This is a genomic window from Chryseobacterium sp. JM1 (assembly GCF_000737715.1).
Taxonomy (GTDB): Bacteria; Bacteroidota; Bacteroidia; order Flavobacteriales; family Weeksellaceae; genus Chryseobacterium.
On record NZ_JPRN01000003.1, the window covers coordinates 316401 to 332878 of the forward strand.

Annotated in this window: 15 protein-coding genes; 9 read left to right on the top strand and 6 right to left on the bottom strand. The window is 37.4% G+C overall.

Features of this window, described 5'->3' with window-relative positions:
• Positions 1 to 208 precede the first annotated feature (208 nt).
• From gndA to IW22_RS06495, 5 genes are all read left to right on the top strand, one after another.
• The gene (gene gndA / locus IW22_RS06475; RefSeq protein WP_034725131.1) at positions 209 to 1627 is read left to right on the top strand and encodes an NADP-dependent phosphogluconate dehydrogenase; all 1419 of its coding nucleotides are present in this window, start codon (positions 209 to 211) and stop codon (positions 1625 to 1627) included.
• Positions 1628 to 1638: 11 nt separating this feature from the next.
• Complete coding sequence (gene zwf / locus IW22_RS06480) at positions 1639 to 3120, top strand: glucose-6-phosphate dehydrogenase (RefSeq protein ID WP_034725642.1); 1482 nt, start codon at positions 1639 to 1641, stop codon at positions 3118 to 3120.
• 25 nt (positions 3121 to 3145) lie between these two features.
• Complete coding sequence (gene pgl / locus IW22_RS06485; protein WP_034725133.1) at positions 3146 to 3856, top strand: 6-phosphogluconolactonase; 711 nt, start codon at positions 3146 to 3148, stop codon at positions 3854 to 3856.
• A gap of 278 nt (positions 3857 to 4134) precedes the next feature.
• Positions 4135 to 4725, top strand: coding sequence for a bifunctional nicotinamidase/pyrazinamidase (pncA, locus tag IW22_RS06490; RefSeq protein WP_034725134.1), 591 nt, complete (start codon positions 4135 to 4137; stop codon positions 4723 to 4725).
• A 277-nt stretch (positions 4726 to 5002) separates the two neighbouring features.
• Positions 5003 to 5488: a RidA family protein gene (locus IW22_RS06495; RefSeq protein ID WP_081873900.1), complete on the top strand. Its 486-nt coding sequence runs from the start codon at positions 5003 to 5005 to the stop codon at positions 5486 to 5488.
• A 338-nt stretch (positions 5489 to 5826) separates the two neighbouring features.
• On the opposite strand, the gene IW22_RS06500 is transcribed toward IW22_RS06495, so the two are convergent.
• On the bottom strand, positions 5827 to 6825 hold the full coding sequence (locus IW22_RS06500; RefSeq protein ID WP_034725136.1) for a GlxA family transcriptional regulator: 999 nt from the start codon (positions 6823 to 6825) through the stop codon (positions 5827 to 5829).
• Positions 6826 to 6965: 140 nt separating this feature from the next.
• On the opposite strand from IW22_RS06500, the gene IW22_RS06505 reads away from it, so the two are divergent.
• Complete coding sequence (locus tag IW22_RS06505; protein ID WP_034725137.1) at positions 6966 to 7757, top strand: SDR family NAD(P)-dependent oxidoreductase; 792 nt, start codon at positions 6966 to 6968, stop codon at positions 7755 to 7757.
• 176 nt (positions 7758 to 7933) lie between these two features.
• Entirely contained in the window at positions 7934 to 8677 is a 744-nt protein-coding gene (locus tag IW22_RS06510) for an isocitrate lyase/phosphoenolpyruvate mutase family protein (protein WP_034725139.1), read from the top strand.
• Between the two features lie 126 nt (positions 8678 to 8803).
• Here the strand turns inward: IW22_RS06510 and IW22_RS06515 are convergent, their stop codons facing one another.
• Together IW22_RS06515 and IW22_RS06520 are read right to left on the bottom strand one after the other, a co-directional pair.
• On the bottom strand, positions 8804 to 9145 hold the full coding sequence (locus IW22_RS06515; protein ID WP_034725140.1) for a nuclear transport factor 2 family protein: 342 nt from the start codon (positions 9143 to 9145) through the stop codon (positions 8804 to 8806).
• 210 nt (positions 9146 to 9355) lie between these two features.
• Complete coding sequence (locus tag IW22_RS06520; RefSeq protein ID WP_034725142.1) at positions 9356 to 9715, bottom strand: hypothetical protein; 360 nt, start codon at positions 9713 to 9715, stop codon at positions 9356 to 9358.
• A 447-nt stretch (positions 9716 to 10162) separates the two neighbouring features.
• On the opposite strand from IW22_RS06520, the gene IW22_RS06525 reads away from it, so the two are divergent.
• The gene (locus tag IW22_RS06525) at positions 10163 to 11191 is read left to right on the top strand and encodes a S41 family peptidase (protein ID WP_034725143.1); all 1029 of its coding nucleotides are present in this window, start codon (positions 10163 to 10165) and stop codon (positions 11189 to 11191) included.
• A 157-nt stretch (positions 11192 to 11348) separates the two neighbouring features.
• Here IW22_RS06525 and IW22_RS06530 read toward each other — a convergent pair whose 3' ends face one another.
• The 3 genes from IW22_RS06530 to IW22_RS06545 form a co-directional block, all read right to left on the bottom strand.
• Complete coding sequence (locus IW22_RS06530; protein ID WP_034725146.1) at positions 11349 to 13835, bottom strand: hypothetical protein; 2487 nt, start codon at positions 13833 to 13835, stop codon at positions 11349 to 11351.
• A 777-nt stretch (positions 13836 to 14612) separates the two neighbouring features.
• Positions 14613 to 15026 carry a VOC family protein gene (locus tag IW22_RS06540; RefSeq protein ID WP_034725148.1) on the bottom strand — a complete coding sequence of 138 codons (414 nt, stop codon included), beginning with the start codon at positions 15024 to 15026 and terminating at the stop codon, positions 14613 to 14615.
• Between the two features lie 503 nt (positions 15027 to 15529).
• Positions 15530 to 15709: a hypothetical protein gene (locus tag IW22_RS06545; protein WP_034725149.1), complete on the bottom strand. Its 180-nt coding sequence runs from the start codon at positions 15707 to 15709 to the stop codon at positions 15530 to 15532.
• Between the two features lie 121 nt (positions 15710 to 15830).
• On the opposite strand from IW22_RS06545, the gene IW22_RS06550 reads away from it, so the two are divergent.
• Positions 15831 to 16460 carry a TetR/AcrR family transcriptional regulator gene (locus tag IW22_RS06550; protein WP_034725151.1) on the top strand — a complete coding sequence of 210 codons (630 nt, stop codon included), beginning with the start codon at positions 15831 to 15833 and terminating at the stop codon, positions 16458 to 16460.
• The last annotated feature ends 18 nt before the right edge of the window (positions 16461 to 16478 follow it).

Sequence of the window (16478 nt, forward strand, 5' to 3'; positions counted from 1 at the left end):
ATTAAATCCTTATTGTGTGAATTTTATGCATTGAGATGTTTTTAAATTACTGATGCAATGCGTTTTAGCGGTTTTTAAAAGTGTGAATTAAATGAATAGGCTTTTGTCTTTCCGTTTTGAAGAATTTTTTTCTATCCATTTATTTTTTTCCTGATTGGCATTTGCGTAATTTTATTCTCTGTATAACAGAATTCATACTAATAAATAAATGGAAAAATATAATTACGGAATGATTGGCCTTGGAGTAATGGGGCGCAATCTTCTTTATAATATTGCCGATAACGGCTTTTCTATCGCCGGATTCGACCTTGATGGAGAGAAAGTAAAAGAACTACAGGACGGCGCCACCTCAGAAATGAAAGTAAAAGGAACAGATACGATGGAAGATTTTGTATCTGCACTGGAAACCCCAAGGAAAATTATTCTTATGGTTCCGGCCGGAAAACCTGTAGATGCAGTTCTGGAAAGCATCACACCGCTTTTAAGCAAAGGAGATATCGTCATTGATGCCGGTAATTCTTATTTCAAAGATACCAACAGACGTGTCGCGGATCTGGCTTCAAAAAATCTTCACTTTATGGGAATGGGCGTTTCCGGAGGTGAGAAAGGAGCCAGAACAGGACCAAGCATCATGCCGGGTGGAGATCTGGAAGCTTTCCATCTTATTCAGCCTATGCTGGAAGCTATTTCAGCCAAAGTGGGCAATGAAGCGTGTACCGCTTATATGGGGAAAGATTCTGCTGGAAACTATGTGAAAATGGTTCACAACGGAATTGAATACGCGATCATGCAGCTCATCAGCGAAGCCTATGATTTGTTGAAAAGAGGAGCGAATTTAAACAACGATCAGTTATATCAGATTTTTAAAGAATGGAATAATGGTGAAATGAATTCATTCCTGATCGAGATCACAAGAGATATTTTTCAGCAAAAAGATTCATTGACAGAGGGTTATCTTGTCGATCAGATCTTAGATAAAGCAGGAGCTAAGGGAACCGGAAAATGGACCTCTGAGCAAGCTATGGAAATTGGAGTTTCTATCCCTACTATTGATATTGCAGTAACTTCAAGAATTTTATCAGCCTATAAAGAAGAGAGGGTTCAGGCTTCTCAACTGTATGCTGAGAAAGAAATGGTAAGTCCGGAAAATACAGAATTATTCATTAAAGAAGTGGGTGACGCTTTATATCTGGCGACATTGATCAGCTATGCACAAGGTTTGGCTTTACTGGTAAAAGCTTCTGAAGAATATAATTTCCAGATTCCATTGAAAGATGTGGTGAAAATCTGGAGAGGAGGATGTATCATCCGTTCAGTGCTGTTGGAAAAGTTCTATTCTGCATACACGAAAGATCCTCTTCTGTCCAATATTTTACTGGATAAAGATATTTCCGAGATCGTTAAAGGGAAAATTAAATCATTACGAAAAACGGCCGCCTATGCTGCTTCAAATGGTATTTCAAGTCTTGGACTTCAGACCGCTTTGGGATATTTTGATGCCTATACCACAGAATCACTGCCTGTGAATCTGATTCAGGCGCAGCGGGATTATTTCGGAGCACATACCTATCAGAGAACAGACAGAGAAGGTGTTTTTCACACTTCATGGCAAACTGCAAACGATTAAAATTGGGAAAAATGAATGACAATAAAGTCTTGAAGCCAACTACAATTATCATTTTTGGTGCGACAGGAGATTTGGCGAAAAGAAAACTTTTTCCGGCGTTTTATAATTTATACATCGACGGCAGAATGCCCAAAGGTTTTAATATTCTGGCACTCGGAAGAGCAGATAATACCAATGAATATTTTAAAAACTACATTAAAGAAAACCTTGAGAATTTCTCAAGAAAAAAGATAACTACAGAAGATTGGGCCGGTTTTCAGGCTCATATTACTTATTTTCAGCATCAGCTGGATGAGGAAAGTTCTTACAAAAATCTGCACCAGAAATTAGAGGATTTTGATAAGGTTTACGGAACGAGAGGGAACAGGTTGTTTTATTTATCCATTGGACCTGATTTCGTTTCTACCATTTCCAATCATATCAAAAATTCAGCATTAGCTTCTGACGCTAAGAAAGACCGCATCATTATCGAGAAACCATTCGGTCATGATAAGCAGTCGGCAATTGAACTGAACAGTTTATTGGCTGAAACTTTTGAAGAGGAGCAGATCTATCGTATCGATCATTATCTGGGGAAAGAAACGGTACAGAATATATTGGCGTTCAGATTCGGAAATTCTATTTTTGAACCTTTATGGGACCGTAAGCATATAGAATCCGTACAGATTACCGTTGCGGAAGAAGTAGGCGTGGAAACCAGAGGTGCTTTCTATGAGCAGACCGGAGCGCTTAAGGATATGATTCAGAACCATTTATTACAGATCCTCTGTATGGTCGCTATGGAACCACCGGCTTCACTGGAAGCGGGCGAAATCAGAGACCGTAAGGTAGATGTTTTGAAATCTATCCGCAGAATTCCGGCAGATCAGGTGGATCATTATGCCGTAAGAGGCCAGTACGGAAAAGGCATCGTGAATGGAGTAGAAGCTAAAGGCTATCGTCAGGAAGACGGAATTGCTACCGATTCCAATACGGAAACTTTTGCTGCTGTAAAATTCTATCTGGATAATGAAAGATGGCAGGACGTTCCTTTTTACGTTCGTACAGGGAAGAAAATGAAGGAAAAGCATTCTTATATTACCATTCAGTTTAAACCGCTTCCACATTCTACCTTCTCAGAAAGCTCACAGCACTTATCTGCTAATAGGTTGATTATCAACATTCAGCCATTAATGGATATCAGACTGCAGTTTATGGCAAAAAAACCGGGACTTTCATTGGTGTTAAAGCCTGTTGAAATGATTTTCGACAATTTCGCCTGTCAGGAAGATACCCCTGAAGCTTACGAAACACTATTGCTGGACGCACTTATAGGAGATCTTACCTTATTTATGCGTTCTGATCAGGTGGAAGAAGCCTGGGATGTTGTCAAAACCATTCAGGAAGCCTGGGCAGGCAATAAAGATGCATCTTTTCCAAACTATGAAGCAGGAAGCTGGGGCCCGAAAGAAAGTATTGCACTGGTTGAAAGACAGGGGCATAACTGGGTGTAACATATCAATTTAAATTAGACGAAAAATGAATATCACAGTATTTAACGATCTGGAGAAATTATATACAAAAGCAGCAGATACATTTGTTGAACTTTCCAAAAAATCGATTCAGAACAATGACCGTTTTGTGGTCGCACTAAGTGGAGGTTCTTCTCCTAAAGCTATTTTTAATTTGCTGGCGACTGAAGAATATGCAGACAAAATAGAATGGAATAAAGTGTACTTTTTTTGGGTAGATGAGCGATGGGTTCCTTTAGACGATGATAAAAGCAATGCACGAATGACATTCGAGACCCTTCTGAACAAGGTTCCCGTCAATAAAGATCATATCTTCCCTATGTATGAAGACGGAATCCTTCCGGAAGATTATGCTGCTGAATACGAACAACAGATTAAAAATGTTCTCGGAAATGAAGGCGTTTTTGATTTTATCCTTTTAGGAATGGGAGATGACGGGCATACCGCTTCTCTGTTTCCGGGTGAGGCTGTTTTGGATGAAAATGAAAAGTGGGTGTCCGCGTATTATCTGAAATCTCAGGAAATGTTCAGAATCACTTTGACTTCACCATTGATTAACAAGGCTGAAAATATACTGGTTATTGCATTCGGAGAGTCGAAAAAACATGCCCTGAATGAGGTTTTAAACGGTGAGTACAATCCAAAACTGTACCCGTTACAGCTTATTGACAGAAAAGAAGGCCTTCAGTTGTTCACCGATGAAAAGGCGAAAGGCTAAACGACTATTAATATAAGACCAGAGCGCACCGTTAGAAATCTAGCGGTGCGCTCTTTTTTTTAAACTGAAAATGGTAAAATTATAAGTGTTTTGAATGTATTCTAGTGTATTGATAATGTGTTTGTAATTTATTATTAAAAAAATCACCATGTATTGAAATATTAATTAAATTTGTTTTAGCCGGACTGCCGGTTTTAGATTTATCATTTCTCTATTGTATAAAATAGAAAAGGTAAAATATCCAATCCAAAATAAACTAATAACATATAACCTTTATTATGAATGCTTTAATTATTATCGATGTACAGTATGATTTCTTACCGGGAGGCTCTCTGGCCGTTAACCAAGGTGATGAGATTGTACAGACAATCAACGATTTACAGTCCAAATATGATTTGGTGGTCGCTACACAGGACTGGCACCCGAGAGGTCACAAGAGTTTCGTTACGTCTCATCCGGGGAAAGAACCGTTTGAAGAAATATCCTTAAATGGGCTGAACCAGGTATTGTGGCCCGAACACTGTATACAGGGAACAAAAGGAGCAGAGCTGGTTCCGGAACTTTTAACAAATGCTGTTGAGGCTATTTTTAGAAAAGGAATGGATAAAGAAATTGACAGTTACAGTGGCTTTTTCGATAATGGCAGAAAAAAATCCACAGGTATGGCTGATTATCTTAAAGGACGTGGAGTTACCGAAGTAGCCGTTTGCGGAGTAGCCGCCGATTATTGTGTGTACTATACAGCCAATGATGCGCTGGACTTAGGTTTTAAGTCAAGTATTATAGAAAGCGCTTCCAAACCGATAGATCCCGAAAGATATGCAAGGATGAAGAAAGACTTCCAGGCAAAAGGAGGAACTGTTATTTAACGGTTGATGTTTTCCTGAATATTTATATAATGTAATATGAGGAATTGGTTTTGGCTGATCAGTCATGTTCCGCTAGAAAAATAAGACCTTCAAATTAATTTGGAGGTTTTTTATTTTCATCATCCGGATCTTCCGCTTTTCATTTCCGTTTCTGTATTCAGGATGCAAAAATTCCACGAATGTACAGCCAATAAAAAACAAAAATGTCAACATATGTTGAATGTTTTAAAAATGTTGAAATCTACATTTGCTCTGTTAATTCAATACAAAAAATATCATGAAGCGTATCATATTCAACCTTTCTGCATTCTGCTTAGGATGCCTTGCCTTTTCTCAAACTCATACATCCTCTGTCATCAACAAAAACCCCAAATCCCTTTTTGATCCCACTCCGTTTGCTTTTTCTCATGCTACCAGCCATGATGGGGAAGGACAGTATGTATTTATATCCGGGCAAAGCGGTGGAGAAGGTTTGAAGCATAGCCTTTCTGCAGATTTCAGAACTCAGGTGAAGTGGTCTCTGAAAAATTTAGAAACAGTGCTTTCGGAATATGGATTAGGGGTTAATGATGTCCTTAAAATCACGATCCTCATCGTTGATCATGATCAGGAAAAACTTAAAATATGGACGGAAGAAATGCATACAACATGGAAAGACCATACGTTCCCGGCCAGTACTTTAATTCCTGTCCCTAAATTGGCACTGGATCATATGCAGATCGAAGTGGACGCTGTTGCTTTCATTAAAAATAACAGATATTAACCAGAGTTCTGGATAAGAGTCAAGAGTCAAGAGCCACGAACCATGAGTCAAAACTTCAGGTGTGTTTAAGGTTTAAGAGTTTCGGGGTGCGGGTTTTGGGTTGGAGAGTCGGAGGGTTTGAGTGTTTGAGTGTTTCGGGGTGTAGGTTTTGGGTTTTCAGATATATGAAATCTGACGTCTGAAATCTAATCACCATCTGAAAACTTCTGTCAATGAAAAAATTCACCATTCACTTGCGAAGCAAAATTCACCCTTCACATTTCTAAATCTCAATCTCAATCTCAGCTCAAAGTCTCATGTCTGAAATCTGACATCTTGGCTCTTGGCTTTAATCACTATCACATCAAATCCTGAAAAAAACCGGATTCCTTATTAAATCTGGCTTTATAATCACTCGGTGAAAGGCCTGTTAATTTTTTAAAAACATCTTTGAATGCTCTTTCATCACTATAACCCACTTCTTCCATAATTTCAAAAATACCTTTTCTGCCTCTTTCCAGTGCACTTTTTGCAGCTTCGATCTTCACTCGCTGCATATATTCAACAGGAGTATTGTGGGTGGCTTTAATAAAGCGACGGTCAAAGTTTCGCCGGCTTATGGCCAGTTGGGAAGCCAGTTTTTCAAAAGATATTTTTTCGCTGACATTCTGTTCGATATAACTTTGTGCCTTGATAATGACTTCATCATCATGGTTTTTCTGCGGCTGAAAAATGGCAAAAGGGGACTGCAGGCTTCTACCCGGATCTATCTGAAAAACTTTTGAACAGTAAACAGCCGTTTCGCGGTCAAAATATTTCTCAACCAGAAGCAGTACCAGATTTAAAAATGAAAAAGCCCCACCATTGGTATATAACCCATGTCCGGCTAGAAGAAGCTTATCCGTTTGAAGATCGATGTTCGGAAAAAGTGCTTTAAAATCATTTTCAGCCTGCCAGTGAGTGGAGCAGGTTTTGTTATTCAATAATCCTGTAGCAGCGAGAAGAAATGCTCCGGTGCAGATGCTGGCTATTTCAGCGCCCTCTTTATATTGTTTCCTGATCCAGTCAATCAAGTCCGGGTTATCCTTGATCAGCTGAGCAAAACCTTTCGGATGGGAGATGGAAGGGATAATAACCAGATCATGTTTTCTGACAGTACTTACATCAACCGGATTAAGGGAATAAAAACTGTTATTCTCTTTCAGTTCGGTCAATACACCTGCCACCCGGATTTCTATACCTGAGCTTTTCCCTGCTTTTCGCCAATACTCATTAGCTTCGGTCAGTATTTCCAGAGTTCCTACTACACTGCTCAGATTAACATTGCCCGCAGGAACAAGAATCGTTACTTGTTTCATCCTTAATTTTTTACAAAGGTATGATAATGTGTTGTCCAAATCAACACGTTAAGTTGTCTATTTTACCATGTATTAATGTTTGATATAGACGATATCTTTGTCATGTTCATAAGAACACTAAATCAAAAACAAACAGAATTATGTTATTAACAAAAAAAATTGCCATTATTTATGGAGCCGGCGGAGCTGTCGGAAGTACAGTAGCAAAAACATTTGCCCGGGAAGGAGCAAAGGTGTATTTAACAGGTCGTAACAAATCAAAAGTGGAGGCTGTAGCTGCTAGAATTAATGCTGCCGGTGGTTATGCGGAAGTTGCAGAAGTTGACGCACTTAATGAATCTCAAATCACAGACCATTTAGATTATGTGGTGAATCAGTCAGGAAATATTGACATTTCATTTAACGCAGTGGGTCTCCGCAATACAAAATTACAGGGTGTTGCATTGGTAGATCTTGATGTTGAAGATTTTATGGCTCCTCTTTTATCTCATGTACAGTCTAATTTTTTAACGGCGAGAGTAGCCGGAAGACATATGGGCGCCAATGGATCGGGAGTTATTATGACCGTTACGTCAAGCCCTTCAAGGGTAGCAATCCCGCATATGGGCGGAGTAGCGGTTGCGATGGCTGCTGAAGAAGCACTTATCAGAGATCTTTCCGCTGAATTAGGATCTACAGGGGTGAGAGCGATAGGAATTCGTCCTGAAGGTATGGCAGACAGTGATACGATGGAGGAAGTATATGGACTTCATGCTAAAGCCAATGGTCTTTCCCGTGAGCAGTTTCAGGGGATCATCGAAAGAAATACGCATAGCAAACGTTTACCATTGCTTCAGGAAATGGCGGAAGTTGCTGCATTCATGGCTTCCGATCGTGCAAGCGGAATGACCGGGACTATTGTCAATATGAGTATGGGAACCATTGCCGATTAAATTATTTCAGCACATCCGGGTGTTGTACAGAATACGACACCCGGATTTTCTTAACCAACAGATTTCTTATTTCCGGAATTCAAAAATTGGATGCATCTGTCTTTTAATCCATAAGATGAACCAAAATCTTAATCTGAAAAATATACAATCATCAAATCAATTTAAAATACAATATTATGAATCAGTATCAGATATTTTACGACTTGCATTATCAGGCTCAGCCTTTGTTACTGGCCAATGCCTGGAATGTTAAAAGTGCACAGATTATAGAAAAAGCAGGATTCAGCGCCATCGCTACTTCCAGTGGTGCCATCGCCGATTCCTTGGGGTATAAAGATGGTGAGCAGATCCCTTTTGATGAGCTGCTTTATATAGTGAAAAGGATCAAGGCAAGCACGGGTATTCCGCTTACTGTAGATTTGGAGCGGGGCTACACCAATGACCTTGACGTTCTTCATTCACATATTCAGCAGATGATAGATATAGGCGTGGCGGGCATTAATCTTGAGGATAATCAGGGCGAGGATATTTTCCTGGAAAAACTGAAATCCATCACGAATTATCTTCATGAAACCAACCAAAAATTATTCATCAATGCAAGAACAGATGTGTTTGCACAAAAAATAGATCATCCAACGGAAACCGTGATCAATAGAGCAAAGCTTTATAAAGATGCCGGAACTGACGGGTTGTTTGTGATCGGGTTAAAAGACACAGAGACAGTTAGAAAAATTGTTTCGGCTGTAGAGCTTCCTGTCAATGTGGTCGGTATTTCAGCCCTTTCATCTGTTGATGAACTTACTGACTGTGGCGTAAAGCGGATCAGTATGGCAGGTATACTATATGGCGCAGGATACGGGAAAATAGACGAAATTGTTCATTCTATAAAAAAAGAGAACTCGTTATCTCAGCTGTACTAAATACTTCAGTATAAAGATGACTTCATTTTAATAGCTGCAACTTGATATCACCATTATTTTTAATAGTTCGTGCCAGTCAGGTTGTAGCTATCTGTTTTGATGATCCTGTTTGGCCTTTAAAGAATATTATTTCTCAACAACAAAAGCTTTCAGTTCAGCCATTTGGCCATCTTCAAATCTCCAGATGTCGCAATAATCATATGCTATCCATTGGCCGTCTTCATTAAAAAGGCTTATGATACCTACTGCGGTTACATAATCATCTTCTTCAATCATCAGTTCTACATTAAACTTTGGTGGTTTTTTGTAGGTATCAGCCATATACTGGCGTATTTCGTCTTTTCCTGAAAGTACCTGATCTCCCATGAATGTCCATTTAATATGTTCCATGCAATATGCAAGGAAGGTTTCATGATCACCCTCCGAGATCGCTGAATTGGCCTTCTTCAAAACTGTTTTATGATCCATAAGATGTATGTTTTTAGGACCGGAAGATGGAAGAAGGAGGCTGGAAGTTACTGCAAGAACTTTTCATTTCTGACAACTATTGTAAAGTCAACAGTTTTCAAAAAGACACTAAGAACCAGAATATGGCTGTTCTTTGGACTTCAATACACTTTTCTTTCCTGCTTCCAGGTTTCTTTCTTTGAATATCGGTCAGGTACCAGCGAAAAAAAACTAGCTCAGCTGATAATTGGCAAGCACCAGGCTCAGAATAAAGTGAACATAATCCTGATCAGCTTCCTTTCGGTTGATCAGCTTATTTTTATAGTCATAAGAATTCAGAACTCTTACCAGTCTCTGGTACGTTTCGAAATGATCTCCCTTGATTTTTACCCTTCCATTGCCATCTCTTGTTTTAATGATTTCATTATCCAGAGTTCTGATTTTAAATAAGACGTAAGATAATTTAGGATGGAAATTCATCTTTCCCACATATCTTTCAATTATATTAACCTTGAACGGATCAAATACGATTGTGTTAAATACAATATTGGAACCGGGTTCCTGTGTATTGAGCTCAAGTGTATAGTTCATGAATTTTATTTTTATACAAATTTACCCATAAGCTAAAATAAATCAAAGGAAAATAAAGATTAAAGCACAAAAGAAATTATTCTGCTCTGATTTATTGATATGTTTTTTTAAAATTTATATTACTTTTCCTGTATTTAATTCATATGCTTCGCACGGAATACCCTGATCACCAGCCAGAAATGACGTTCTGTTTCCTGTCATCGATAAAAAGGAGAGACGGTGTAAAATTGATGATAATTTTATGTTAATAATTGGAGTTGGTGGTGAAAAATTGAATTTTTGGGGTTGAAGTTGGAAAAGATGGACTATAATTTCGCTTTGAGCGTATTAAAATTCGACGGAGAAACGGCTTTTTTCCCGCAATTAAATTTAAAATAAATGGTTTTAAATATTTTTAATTTAATTATATTAGATTCTTAACAAAATTAATAACTACCAGAATAAAACATGAAAAAAATATTGATATTGCTTTGTATTTGCAGTTTATCATTCTGTTTGAATGCACAGAAAGTAAAGACCTCACAGGATAGTATAAAAGTATTCTACGATAAATTACTGGTGATGTTAAAATCAGATTATCTTCTTAGAAAGGATGTAGACTGGAAAACTGTCGGTGATGAAACCAATCAGAATTTAACGAAGTACAGTGATTTTAAAAGTTCATTAAAGGAAACAGAGGTATTATTTGGTAAAATAGGCGCAACACACTGCAAGGTTTTTTACCAGAATAAGCCCTATGGAACAACGGTAAAAGCATCAATAGATAATTTAAGCACCCAATGGAAAGAAAAATTCGCAACCAAACCTGGTTTTGAAGTGAAAGCCCTGAATGGAAATATTGGATATATTTTAATGCCGAATGTTACGTTCTTAGATTTCAGTTCTGAAAATGTTCATAAAATAGCTCAGTCTATGTATGACCAGATTGCTGATTTTAAAGCTAAAAATAAAACAAAAGGCTGGATTCTTGATTTACGCTTTAATACAGGTGGGAATTCTTCTGCGATGCTGCTCGCTTTATACGATCTACTGGGTGATAATGATATTTGGGGTACCGTTGACCGTAATAAAAAACAGAATTCTAAGGTAAAGCTGGAAAAAGGAAACTACCTAAGTAATTCTAAAAAATCATCTTATATCAATCCTAAAGGAGAATTGCTCGACAAAGCGAAAGTAGCGGTCATTACAGGTCCGTTAACCGCCAGTTCCGGAGAAGTGACGGCGTTAGCATTTAAAGGCAGACCCAATACCATTTTGATTGGAGAGCCCACCTTTGGAATGACTACATCGAATGTTGATATCGGACTGCCTTTTGATACCATGCTGCTTTTAAGTGTAGCCTATGACAGCGACAGATATGGCAACTATTATGAAAAAGTCCTTCCAGACATCGCAGTTTCAAAACAGGACAATTTCAATGATCTGCTGGCCGACAAAAACATTCAGGAAGCGATAGGTTTTATATCGAAAAAATAGCGAGGCCGGGTTTGAGAGTCAATGGTGGGTTTTGCTTTGCTGGAACTAAGAATTAAGAGCCAAGATGCAAGACGTCAGATTTTAGACATCAGACATGGCGAAAAGCTCAAACCCTCCAACGCTCCGACTCTCAAACTCTCCAACCCGAAACCCGAAACTAAATCAGATACTTCTTCAACCCCTCCATAATTCCCTGCCACAGCGTATTGAAGAAACTCTTATTGGGATCACGCTTTACATCCACTTCTACATGATTGGGTTCACCTTTTGAGTCGTTTTTCACAAAAATATTGGCAACAGCGCTGAGAAGTTTTCTCTCTTTACCCGTATTTTTATTTAAAAAGTTGACCTGCATGTCGGTATATTTAAAGTAAAAATTACCACCGATTTGCTTGCTGCTTCCTTTATAGTCAAATTTCAGATAATGAATTTGCCCGTCTAAGCTTACATTAAGATAAGGCCTTACAAACAGGTTGGCATTTTGTACGGACAGATTTTTAATGGTTCCATTGATGGCATAATCACCATTGGTATTGGCTACATCAAACTGCCAGTGCACATCCGTAGGAGCATCTCCAAAAAAGTCAAAATTTGAATCTACTTTCACCATTGTTGGTTTTCCTTTCATTTTAGCACTGTTTACATCTCTGATTTTCGCGTTAAAATGGGCAAAAGTGAGCTTACCCGGTATTTTCGCTTTTTCAGCAACTTCCTCATAGGTAAGGTGTGAGTTTTTAATATCTATATTTCTGATATAAAGCGGGAATTTCACGTCACGAAGCTTTTTGCTGAACATATAACGTATTCCAATGTCATCCGGCGGTGCCAGATCATGATAGATATTACAGTCGATGCCATCAAAAATAATCTGATCCAGGTCTATGCTTGTTTTTGCTCCCAATGCTGAATTTTTATCCTTAATCATCACTGATTTTGCCTTTATGGTGTACAAATCTTCTTCAACTGCAATTAAACGGTTAAACTGAGCTCTGGAATATTTAGGAAGGAAAGCAAAGTTGTTCAGAGCGGTCTCTTTTCCTGTATTTTTGATCTGATCAACTTTCAGACGATAATATTTTCCTGCATCCACATCGATTTTCTTTGCCGTAATAAGCTGATTTTTACTATGAAATGGAATAGATTCCTTAAGAATATCTTTATTGGTTGTAACTGAATTAAGCTGTACATTGAAATTTTCAACCTTCATTTTATCATGACCCTCCTTTTTTTGGACAAAAGTACCGTCTATAATATGAAGCGCTCCAAGATGAGCCAACAGATCAGGTGTGGCAGGGTTGCTTTTTTTAGTAACCTTTGGTTTATGCGTGGCTGCAATGATTTCTACGTGGGGATGATACACATTAATTTTTCCCAATTGCAGCTGCAGCTGTTGTCCTGCAAATTTTGAAGTATTATTCAGTATTTCAACTTTCTCGGTTTTAATATTGAAAACATCTTTTGTAGCACTCTTTCCAAGGGCCGTAAATGCAATATCATTGATTAAAATATTGGAATCATTTGACGTGATTTTTTTAATGTTCACTGCCTGCAGTGGATCCGTTTTGAAGTAGATATTTTCAAACTCAATATTATGCGTGGAAAATGCAAAAGGTATCTTTTCTTTCACCGTTTTTTTGTCGAAAACAATATCCTTAAGATTCAGATGGAAATTATCTACAGAAGCCACTTTTGTTTTATCTCTTTGCTGAATAAGAACAGAGCCCTGCCCAAAATCAAGGTTTTTGATACCTATTTTCAGGTTGACTTCTTTGGGATTTTCTTTAACCTCTTTTTTGTTGGTTGAAGTAACCGTCAGTTGTGGTTTTACGAATTTTGCATTTTCAATGATAAGAGAATCCTTACTCACTGTGAAATTATCCGCCGCTAGCTGACTGATCTTCAGGTCAAAGACATTTTTTGCGTTGTAAAGTGCAGGGGTTTCAATGGGCTTCAGGTGAAACTCAGAAATATTGAGCTGCTTATTTTTCGCGTCAATTTTTGTAGCATAAATCTGATAAAAATCGTTTACAGTGATAAGAATATCATGGGCATCAATCTTAAAATCTTTAAACTCAACAGGTATTTTTGATACATTTTCACTCAGCTTAATTTCTGTAAGATTAATATTAACATTTTTTCCGGTAACGAGATCTTTTTTGTTTTTATCCTTCACAGAAATGTGTCCGTTGGTTACCAAAATATTTTCAATCCCGAAATTGATTTTCTTCTTTGGGGCATCTTTTTTCTCCTTTGATTTTCCCAGAATCACTTTCACATCAGGATCAATAAGCTGTAGCTCTTTGACATGATAAGATTTGTTAAAGATCGCCTTCCAGATCCCAAAATTCTGTACACGCAGGCTTTTTATATTTCCGTTGATGTGAGTAACAGTCGGGTCTTTAGTCTGTTTGGTCGTAATGTTTATCGAATTCGCGGAAATATCACCCTTAAAAAGATTAAGGCTGAAATTATCAAGACGAATTTGATAAGGTGTTTTTTCATTCACCAGTTCCGGCAGCTTATTTTTGAGATAGATATTCAACGCAAACGGAAAAATAAGTGCTAAAAGGAGCAGAGTCCCAATGATGATCAGTATGACCTTCTTCCTTTTTCCGGGTTTTTTCGAAATTAGTTTTTTTTCCATTGTATTGTTTTTATTGGTGTTTATTTATCGGGGAAAGCAAGTTGAAAGAGGGAATTTATTAAGGTAAATTCCTACTTCAGGTTTTTTCATGGTGCTTCTTTAACCCCAACTAAGCTTAAATTACTTCCCAATCCTGTTCCAATTTACATTATAATTCAAATTATTTTACAAATTCTTAATATTAAGTTTTTTATTGATATGAAAATGAAATTAAAATGTGGTACTAAAAAGAGGCGATCTGGATATCGGGAAAAATGCGATTAATTTCAAAACTTGGGGAGTAAAATAAAGACAATCAAGCCTATAATAGTCTGTTTAAAGTTGACCTTAATTTTCTTAACCTCAATAAACTTTAGTTTATTTCTTAATTTAAACATTGAGGATTTAAGCAGTATGCTTATTGTTATAAATGAAGAAATCAATAAATCGACTTTTTTTTAGTTCTTTAAACATCCATCTTTTAGATCTTAATGTCTTAATGTTTAAAAAAAGCTTGCTTCCTATTTTTTAAATACAAAGTTTGATCATCATTCTATGTATTGAAAGGAGAACAAAGAGAAAATCAATTGCATTGATTCGGCTAAGCGAACGTTTATTATCCGAGAGCTTTATCAACGACGCAGTCGAAGTCTTTGCCTTCCTCAAAACTATGCGCGATCTGAAATTTAAATTCAGTAAAAATAAATTGATTGTATATATAAAAAAGGCTCAGATGATAAAATCCAAGCCTTAATTTATAATAGTATTTAAATAATATTTTTAACCCAATCGCACACATTATTCCTGCTTAGTCGCGAATTTTTCTATTGACTCCTTCGTTACAGGTGTAAAGAAATTGACAAGATTACCATCCGGATCCCTGAACAGTAACGATTTATTTCCCCAGGGCATGGTTGTAGGTTCCTGAACAATATAAGAAGACAGTACATTTTTTAAGCGGTTAAATTCCTGATCTACGTCCTCAACCATAAATTCTATTATTGCAGTACGGTTTTCAGCAGGCTGTGCCACACTTTCTCTTCCAAAAAATTGTAAAGTTTTCGTACTTCCGATGGCAAGGGTTGCAGTTGATGTTTTCAGTTCAGCGAAATCAGGAGTATACTGTATGGCAGGAACCCCTGTGATCTGTTCATAAAATTTCACCAGACTTTCGATTTGGGCTGTGATAATTCGTATGGAAACTAAATTCATTTTTTTAAATTTTAAATTATTCAACAAAAATAGGGTGGTGGTGTGACAAGAGGTTGTCAGTAGAAAAATAATATTTCTGTTTTTTAAACGCAAAATTCAATCACGATGCTGCATATTGAAAGTTGAGCAAAAAAGGAATTAATTGTATTGATTCGACTAGGCAAATGTTTTAGCCGAAAGCTTCCGGGAAAATAAAAACAGCACCATTAGAGTTCTAATGATGCTGCTTACATTAAGTGTTTTTACCTTAGTAATTTGGTTCGAAATTGTCTTTATGTTACGGGTACAACCACATTTTCGCTTGTTTCAAAACCTCATGTTTAAGTGCTTCGTTCTATGGTTATTTCTGAAGTATTCTTAAACTGAGAGAATAAACCGGGGGAACCATTTTAAGGATAGGATCATTTAGCTTTCATGGACTTTCTTCTGGAGCTTTTGGATAAAAACTGCAAAAGATTTCTGATCCTGTCCGAAATTGGGAATTCAAATCAATCCTTATTTTGTTAATCGGTACTTGTGCAACCTCCGGAATGGGAATGAAAGAAAGAATCTTTAAAAGAAATCGAAATACTTTCAACCAACAATTTATCCTTGGATAAAAGGTCGGATTTTCCCTGTGCCTGCTGGCTGTTCTGTCCTGACTTACGCAATACTGCGATCTGAATTGTCTTTAGCTTTTTCAACTTAATGAGTGTTTAAATATATATAGAATGGCTTAGTTTGTGCAAATATATAAAATTAGACACTAACGAGTGTCTAAAATAATTAAAAATTTCATAAACTTGTATAATCTAATGTTTAATCATGGAAAGAAAATCAGCAGCAGGCAGCATCCGAAACAAGGAACGCAGTAAAAAGAAATTTTTGGATGCGGTTGGAAAAATTCTGAAAACGAAAGGATATGCAGGATTAAAAGTGAATGATATCGCCACCGTCGCGGGAGTAGATAAGAAAATGATCTACACCTATTTTGGTGGAATGGATGGTCTTATGGACGAATATATCAGATCTAAGGATTACTGGAGTAATGTAACGACCGAAAAAATGGTGCCGGATATGGAAAGCGGCGGGAGATTATTTACGGAAGCCATGTTATTGGAGCAATACGATTATGTATTCAAAAATAAGGAGCTGCAAAAACTATTACTGTGGCGCTTATCTGAGTCCAGAAAATCATTAACAAAAATGACCAATGCGCAGGAGGAAAACGGAGAGGGTCTATTTAAATTCATTATCGAGCCTCATTTTGGGGAACGTACACAGGATTTCCGTGCCATAACGGCTATTATCATTTCAGGACTTTATTATCTAAATATGTATTCTTCCTTGAATGGCAGCGTTTTTTGCGGAATAGACCTCAGTACGGAGGAAGGCCGTGAGAAGATCAAAAAGGCAGTATCTTTCCTGGTGGATCAGACTTACGAGAATCTGTAGTAATTGACTGGACAGGTA